Origin of the sequence: Limosilactobacillus panis DSM 6035 (assembly GCF_001435935.1) — a bacterium.
Lineage (GTDB): Bacteria > Bacillota > Bacilli > Lactobacillales > Lactobacillaceae > Limosilactobacillus > Limosilactobacillus panis.
Map to the genome: position 1 here is coordinate 1 of NZ_AZGM01000086.1, position 6,794 is coordinate 6,794.

The 6,794-nt window shown below is 51.3% G+C and carries 8 protein-coding genes, 2 tRNA genes and 1 pseudogene; 9 read left to right on the forward strand and 2 right to left on the reverse strand.

Going from position 1 to position 6,794, the window contains the following annotated elements:
* Positions 1 to 276: 276 nt before the first annotated feature.
* Both FD32_RS09850 and FD32_RS05960 read left to right on the forward strand, forming a co-directional pair.
* Positions 277 to 450 (forward strand): CsbD family protein, encoded by a 174-nt coding sequence (locus tag FD32_RS09850; RefSeq protein WP_082126067.1) that lies wholly within the window; start codon positions 277 to 279, stop codon positions 448 to 450.
* A gap of 15 nt (positions 451 to 465) precedes the next feature.
* Entirely contained in the window at positions 466 to 717 is a 252-nt protein-coding gene (locus FD32_RS05960; protein WP_047769170.1) for a GlsB/YeaQ/YmgE family stress response membrane protein, read from the forward strand.
* A gap of 100 nt (positions 718 to 817) precedes the next feature.
* On the opposite strand, the gene FD32_RS05965 is transcribed toward FD32_RS05960, so the two are convergent.
* Together FD32_RS05965 and FD32_RS05970 are read right to left on the reverse strand one after the other, a co-directional pair.
* The gene (locus FD32_RS05965; protein ID WP_056962138.1) at positions 818 to 1,249 is read right to left on the reverse strand and encodes a winged helix-turn-helix transcriptional regulator; all 432 of its coding nucleotides are present in this window, start codon (positions 1,247 to 1,249) and stop codon (positions 818 to 820) included.
* On the reverse strand, positions 1,246 to 2,256 hold the full coding sequence (locus FD32_RS05970; protein ID WP_047769168.1) for an NAD(P)-dependent oxidoreductase: 1,011 nt from the start codon (positions 2,254 to 2,256) through the stop codon (positions 1,246 to 1,248). The genes FD32_RS05965 and FD32_RS05970 overlap by 4 nt, the downstream gene beginning before the upstream one ends.
* 171 nt (positions 2,257 to 2,427) lie before the next feature.
* Between FD32_RS05970 and FD32_RS05975 the strand changes: the two genes are divergently transcribed.
* The 7 genes and pseudogenes from FD32_RS05975 to FD32_RS06010 all read left to right on the forward strand — a co-directional run bounded on the left by FD32_RS05975 (position 2,428) and on the right by FD32_RS06010 (position 6,592).
* Positions 2,428 to 3,084: an SDR family oxidoreductase gene (locus tag FD32_RS05975; RefSeq protein ID WP_047769167.1), complete on the forward strand. Its 657-nt coding sequence runs from the start codon at positions 2,428 to 2,430 to the stop codon at positions 3,082 to 3,084.
* Positions 3,085 to 3,193: 109 nt separating this feature from the next.
* Positions 3,194 to 4,288 (forward strand): aspartate-semialdehyde dehydrogenase, encoded by a 1,095-nt coding sequence (gene asd / locus FD32_RS05980; RefSeq protein WP_047769166.1) that lies wholly within the window; start codon positions 3,194 to 3,196, stop codon positions 4,286 to 4,288.
* A gap of 151 nt (positions 4,289 to 4,439) precedes the next feature.
* Positions 4,440 to 5,346, forward strand: a pseudogene (locus FD32_RS05985) (ArsR/SmtB family transcription factor).
* Positions 5,347 to 5,360: 14 nt separating this feature from the next.
* Positions 5,361 to 6,107 (forward strand): alpha/beta hydrolase, encoded by a 747-nt coding sequence (locus FD32_RS05995; RefSeq protein WP_047769162.1) that lies wholly within the window; start codon positions 5,361 to 5,363, stop codon positions 6,105 to 6,107.
* A gap of 42 nt (positions 6,108 to 6,149) precedes the next feature.
* Positions 6,150 to 6,389, forward strand: a complete 240-nt coding sequence (locus tag FD32_RS06000; RefSeq protein WP_047769159.1) for a hypothetical protein — start codon at positions 6,150 to 6,152, stop codon at positions 6,387 to 6,389.
* 53 nt (positions 6,390 to 6,442) lie between these two features.
* Positions 6,443 to 6,514, forward strand: a tRNA-Glu gene (locus FD32_RS06005).
* 6 nt (positions 6,515 to 6,520) lie between these two features.
* Positions 6,521 to 6,592, forward strand: a tRNA-Gln gene (locus FD32_RS06010).
* Positions 6,593 to 6,794 lie beyond the last annotated feature (202 nt).

A 6,794-nucleotide genomic window follows, 5' to 3' on the forward strand; every position in this document is an offset into this window, starting at 1 on the left:
CAGTCAATTCAAAGTGATTAAGTTGTCGAACCGCCGTATACGGAACCGTACGTACGATGGTGTGAGAGGTCGGTAATTGAACTAATCAATTACCTCCTACTCGATTGCCAAAATCTTAAGATTCGCTAAGAAGGTTAACTAAAGCGTAAGGTCACTGCAAAAGGATTGTTGTGGGGCGGGAGTCTTGGTACACTAAAATCAGCAAATGTCACTAGTCACCGGGAGAAAGGCCCGAATTGTCGTGTCGCAATAGGCAACAGCGAAAGGTTGATTACGATGGTTAGCGATAAACACGGATTAAAGGATCAAGTTGTCGGCAAGTTCAAGGAAGTCAAGGGAAAACTAACTAATGACAAGCGCGAACAAACGGAAGGCAAGATCCAAAAAACATTTGGTAAGGCCAAAGACAAGGCCCAAGACGTTAAGGACGAACTAAGGGACAAAGAATAATAAGGAGGGGACGTAATGCATTGGCTATGGGTATTAATTGTTGGTGGCGTGATTGGTTTAATTGCCGGGGCGATCACCAAACGCGGTGGCTCCATGGGGGTCATCAGTAACATCATCGCTGGACTGGTTGGCTCCTCACTGGGGGAAGCAGTCCTTGGTAGCTGGGGTCCCCAGGTTGCGGGGATGGCAGTTGTCCCGTCAATCATCGGTGCGGTGATCCTGGTACTAATCGTCTCCCTGATTTTCGGCATCCGACCGGAAACCTAGGAAAGAAAAAGCACTTCTCAGTATCCCAATTGGGGTATTGAGAAGTGCTTTTGTTTTGAGAAACATTTACTGCCCACTCAAATAAGTTTCACATGAAACATCACTTTTGTTTAACAATTTCTTGCTTCCAGTGGTGGAGGTGTTGCTTGGTAATAACGCAGAGGCCGTCGTTACCCAGCTCCTTCATCCTTTCGGTGCACATGATTTTAACATCAGGGTTGGTTGCTGCACGCTGCTCACCCCAGTAGTTCAGGTAGCGCAGGGCGGCGTAGAGGTTTTCTCCCTCACTGGTCAGCCGGTATTCAACATGAGGTGGCATCGTGTTGAAGCTCTTGCGGCTAACAATGCCCGCATCCACCAGCTCCCGCAACTGGTCGCTGAGCACCTTGTAAGAAGCACCCAGCTGTTTCACAAGTTCACTCGTCCGGCGGGGGTGCCCCGCCAGCAGGTATAAAATAACGGGTTTCCACTTGCCACCGATGATGGAAAGAGCGTATTCAGCGCCGGTATTAAACATCTTGGGAGCAGTCATTGTTCTCCTCCTTCCTGGGGGTTAACCACGAGTTTGAAGACCTTTTCCGGGTGGCCGGTTAGGTAGTCGACGATATTTTGACACGAAATCCTTTGCAGGGCGGTCACCGAGTCAGTGCTGTAAAAGGCGGTGTGCGGCGTGACCAGGACGTTTTCCCGGTCGACCAACGGGTTATGGGCGAGGTCGGGGAACTCGGTTGCCAGAACATCCAGGGCTGCACCCTTGATTTGCCGCTTATCCAGTGCCTGGACCAGGTCATCCTCGTTGACCTCGGCACCCCGGGCCATGTTCAAAAAGTAGGGGTGCTTGGCCATCTTCTGGAAGCGGTCGGCGGTAAAGAAGTGGTGGTTACTGTCGTTGAGGTTCATGTGGTTGGTGATGACGTCCGCAGTAGCGAGGATATCATTGACGCTAGTCAGCCTTACCCGGTCGGCAACCTTGGCGTAGTTTGCCTTGCTGATGAAGGGGTCGTTGGCGATAACCGTCATCCCCAGCGCGGCGGCTTTCGTAGCCACGGCCCGCCCAATCTTGCCGAGACCGAAGATCCCCAGCGTCATGTTACTAAGCCGGCAGTTAGGCTGGGCGTAATCGTAACGCCACTCGTGCTGGTGGTCGACGGCGTTTAGGTAGGCCTTAAGGTTACGTACCAGGGCAAGCATAGTGGTGATGGTGAATTCAGCAACGTCCTCCGTACAGTACTCACCGACGGGGCAGACGGCAACCCCGTGCTGCCGGGCCGCAGCTAGGTCAACGTTATCGTAGCCGGTGGCGTTGATGGAAACCTCTTTGAGCTGTGGTGCCGCCCGCAGTACCTCTTCATCAACCTTGATGAAGGCGGTGAGGAGCGCATCGGCATCGTGGATTTCCTCTAGAAAAGCTGCCCGATGGTCATCGTGGTAGGGGAAGACCACGACTTGGCAGCCGGAAAGGCCCGCTTGCAGGACCTTTTTTTCCAGCTGGTGGCTTTTCATCATTGACTCAGGGTAGTCAGCAATTACAATTTTCATAAGTGCGCCTCCTTTTACTTATTATAGGGCAAAAAACGTAAATTGTGTGAGTGCCCAGCGCCCAACAATATCTTACCCGTGGGTAACTATCTTACCCTAAAGTGCTTACTTTTAATAAGCTATAGTCTCGCTATACTAGTAAGTGAACGAAGAAAGAGGAGGACGATAATAATGACGAAACAAGTTTTGATCCTTGGTGCAACCGGTAAAATTGCGGGGCATGCAATTACGGCCCTTTTAAAGAAGACTGACGACCACCTCTTGCTATTTACCCGTCATCCCCAAAACCTGGCCAACGTTGATAAGGCTCGGGAGACGGTTATCAAGGGTGATACCTTGAAGACGGCGGAGCTCAACGCAGCGGTAGCTAAGGCGGACGTTGTGTACGCCAACCTGCGGAACCCCCAGATTGAGCAGCAGGCCCAAAACATCGTTAAGGCGATGGACCAAAACGGGGTCAAACAGCTGGTGTGGATCTCTTCAATTGGGATCTACGATGAGGTCCCCGGCAAGTTCGGTGAATGGAATAACGAAATGCTCGGTGGGGGCAAAGAAGACAGCTACCTGGGGACTTACCGCAAAGCCGCTGACGTGGTCTCAGCATCCGACCTGGATTACACCATCATCCGGCCGGCCTGGTTGACTGATAAGGACGAGGTCGATTACGAAACCACCAAGCGGGGCGAACCTTTTAAGGGAACCGAGGTTTCCAGAAAATCAATTGGTAACCTGGTAGAAGAGGTAATTGCCCACCCTGCTAAGTATGCCCGTCAGGACCTCGGTGTTAACAAGCCGCACACCGCTGGTGATAAGCCGGCCTGGTACTAAATTGCAATCTTGTCGCCACTTTTATTGTTAAACCATGGAAACTTTTAAATAATAAGTGTATATTAGAAGATAATTAAAAAATAATGATAAAAGTATGGAGGCATCTGGAATGAGTGCAAAGTTAAAAGTCGGTGTGATTGGTGCGACCGGGATGGTTGGCCAACGCTTCATTACATTACTCGCTAACCACCCCTGGTTTGAAGTGACGGCCGTGGCCGCTAGCAAGCACAGTGCTGGTAAGAAATATGGTGAAGCCGTTAAGGACCGCTGGAAGATGGGCACGACCCCAATTCCGGAAAACGTCAAGGACTTGACCATCCTTGATGCGGAGGACGTTGATAAGGTTGCCGGCCAGGTTGACTTTGTTTTCTCCGCGGTTCACATGGACAAGGACGCCATTCGCCAGCTGGAAGACGAGTACGCTAAGCACGAGACACCAGTTGTTTCCAACAACAGTGCCCACCGGTGGACGCCGGATGTTCCAATGGTAGTTCCTGAAATCAACCCGGACCACATCGAAGTCATCAAGTACCAGCGTGAACGCCTGGGGACTAAGCACGGGTTCGTGGCGGTTAAGCCCAACTGTTCAATCCAAAGCTACACGCCGGCCCTGGCAGCCTGGATGAAGTTTGAGCCGACCCAGGCGCTGGCATGTACCTACCAGGCCATCTCCGGTGCTGGAAAGACCCTGGAAGGGGCACCAGAAATCCAGGGGAACGTTATCCCGTATATCCCTGGTGAAGAAAAGAAGTCCGAAGACGAGCCATTGAAGATCTGGGGCCATGTCGACGACGAGAAGAAGGCCATCGTGCCGGCCCAATCACCAGTGATCACCAGTCAGTGTTTGCGGGTGCCAGTACTGTACGGGCACACCGTGGCGGCCTTCGTTAACTTTAAACAGAATCCAAGCAAGGAAGAATTAATCAAGGCCCTGGAGGACTACAGTGGTGAACCACAAAAGCTGGGGTTGCCAAGTGCCCCTAAGCAGTTCATCCAATACCTGGATGATGATTTCCGGCCGCAAGTCCGTTACGACGTTAACTTCGAGCACGGTATGGGGATTTCCATTGGCCGTCTGCGGGAGGACAAGCTCTTCGACTGGAAGTTTGTCGGCCTGTCCCACAACACCGCCCGTGGTGCCGCTGGTGGAGCAATTGAATTAGCCGAATTACTGAAGGCTAAGGGTTATATTGAAGCTAAATAAATGATTGGATAAGCCTGCGAGCAGCGATGCCCGCGGGCTTATTTTTTGTCAAACCGATTTAAGCATAATAATTCACAAAGCGGTGGCTCGATGTTAATATTTGTATTAACATTAATGTGATAGTGGACGTTGATAAAGGGGGGAATTAAATATGGATATTGACGTTTCGGAGAAGTCGCTCCCGGTCTTTACGGCCTTAGACAGTAAGGTCCGGATTGCGATTATCAACTTACTGTCCAAGAGCAAGATGAACGTTGCCCAGCTTTCTAGGGCGCTGGGCTTAAGCAGTACGATCATCATCATGCACTTGAATAAGCTGGAAGCCGCCCACATTATTCGGACGGAAAAGAAGGGAAACCAGCGAATTTCAAGCCTGCAGATTGATACAATCGACATTAACTTTCCACAACAGCTGTATGTTCCGTACGAGAACTACCACGTTGAGATCCCGGTGGGTCAGTTTAGCAACTTTGATGTTAAGCCGTCGTGCGGACTGGCGGGGCAGAAAGGCTTCATTGGTAAGGTGGACAACCCCCGCTACTTTGTGGACCCACAGCGTTACCAGGCGGGGATGGTGTGGTTTGCCAAGGGTTATATCGAATACAATATTCCTAACTACCTGACCCCCGAACAGAATTTGGAAATGATCGAGTTGTCGGCGGAGCTGAGTTCCGAGTTCCCGTTCTCCAATAATAAGTGGCCGTCTGACATCACCGTCAGTCTTGATGGGCACGAGATTGGCACCTGGACCAGCCCGGGTGACTTTTCCGACGTGCGGGGCAAGTACACGCCAAAGTGGGTTTACAACGATATGAACCAGTACGGGAATCCTAAAGTCATTCCGGATTTCTAAGCACGGTTCCTTCATTGACGGCCACCACGCTGCCGATACCGTGATTAACGACATTGATTCACATAAGAGTTTCTGGACGCTGCGGGTTGAGGTCAAGGAAAAGGCCAAGAATGCCGGGGGATGCACAATCTTTGGTAACCACTTTGGCAACCATGACCAGGGAATCAAGGGCACCTTTTACTACAGTCAAGCAAACGAACACTAGAAGGGGAAGAAGAAATGAAAGTTGAAATCAAACGCTCCGGGCTTACCCTCCGTGGGGTCTTGGAGGGGACAAGCAGCCTGAAGAATGACCATGTCGTGATCCTCATGCACGGGTTCCAAGGGAATCGTGGCTATGAAGCTGGCAAAATTCTCTATGACCTGTCCCACGCCCTGAACAAGGCCGGCCTAGCAACTTTGCGAATGGACTTTGCTGGTTGTGGTGAGAGTGATGGCGACTTTGCCAACATGACGGTGCTGGGTGAATTGCTGGACGGGATGGCAATCATCGACTTTGCGCGGACAAAGATGGGGGCCAAAACGATTGACCTGGTGGGCCATTCCCAAGGTGGGGTCGTGGCCTCAATGCTTTCGGCCTACTACCGCGACGTGATTAACAAGCTCGTTCTGATGGCGCCGGCTGCGACCCTGAAGGATGATGCCCTGGTGGGTGAGTGCCAGGGGACCAAGTACGACCCCAACCACATTCCGTTGAAGGTCCAGGTACACGACCAGGACGTTAGTGGTCAATACTTCCGGACCGCCCAGCTATTGCCAATTTACGAGACGGCCCAACACTTTGCTGGCCCGGCCCTGATCATTCATGGCCTTGCTGACAAGATCGTTTCACCCGAGGCTGCACGCAAGTACAACGTCATTTTGCCCGAGAGCAAGCTTTACCTAATGGAGGGTGAGGACCACATGCTGGAGGGCGCCAAGCTGGATGAAATTCTCAGCACGGTGACTGAGTTTCTCAAGGATTAGGATTATATAGATAATCCTATACGTAAAAGGAGGGTGACCCCAGTGGATGACTATCGAGCAGCACTAGCCCGGGCCAAGACGGTGGCGGACTGCCAACGGGCCTACGAGGAAGCGCTGGCGGCCAAGCGGCGTGCCTACCAAAAAGACTATCCGGAAACATACCGGTCACTGGCAGCGGCTAAGGAGCTTGACTACTGGATCAAGGCCGAAAACCGGGCAAAGGTGATTGAAAGTGGCCACCACTCTTACGGCAACCTGATTCGACGGCAGATAAAATTGTAAAAAGTTCTTGCTTTTTAGGATGAAGTTTATTAGAATAGTTAATGCTGTTGAATGACCCGTTAGTCAAGTGGTTAAGACACCAGCCTTTCACGCTGGTATCGTGGGTTCAAATCCCGCACGGGTCACTTTATTGGGCTATAGCCAAGCGGTAAGGCAACGGTTTTTGGTACCGTCATGCGCTGGTTCGAATCCAGCTAGCCCAATCAGCTTAAAAAGAGGCTGGGAGAAAACTTATTTTCTCACCAGCCTCTTTTAGTTCTCCGAATATTACACAGTAATCGTGGAAAAACCGAATAGGCTTGTGTCTAACGCCGCGAAGCAAGTCCATTGATTACGGACGATTATTGGTCCGTACCGTGCCAACAATCGTCCTATACTAGCCAAAGGCGCACTCTGACGCTTTTT

Coding starts and splice junctions, on each gene's coding strand:
- FD32_RS05975 (WP_047769167.1), top strand. CDS start 2,428: ATGACGAAACAAGTTTTGATCCTTGGTGCAACCGGTAAAATTGCGGGG.
- asd (WP_047769166.1), top strand. CDS start 3,194: ATGAGTGCAAAGTTAAAAGTCGGTGTGATTGGTGCGACCGGGATGGTT.
- FD32_RS05965 (WP_056962138.1), bottom strand. CDS start 1,249: ATGACTGCTCCCAAGATGTTTAATACCGGCGCTGAATACGCTCTTTCC.
- FD32_RS05970 (WP_047769168.1), bottom strand. CDS start 2,256: ATGAAAATTGTAATTGCTGACTACCCTGAGTCAATGATGAAAAGCCAC.
- FD32_RS05995 (WP_047769162.1), top strand. CDS start 5,361: ATGAAAGTTGAAATCAAACGCTCCGGGCTTACCCTCCGTGGGGTCTTG.
- FD32_RS09850 (WP_082126067.1), top strand. CDS start 277: ATGGTTAGCGATAAACACGGATTAAAGGATCAAGTTGTCGGCAAGTTC.
- FD32_RS05960 (WP_047769170.1), top strand. CDS start 466: ATGCATTGGCTATGGGTATTAATTGTTGGTGGCGTGATTGGTTTAATT.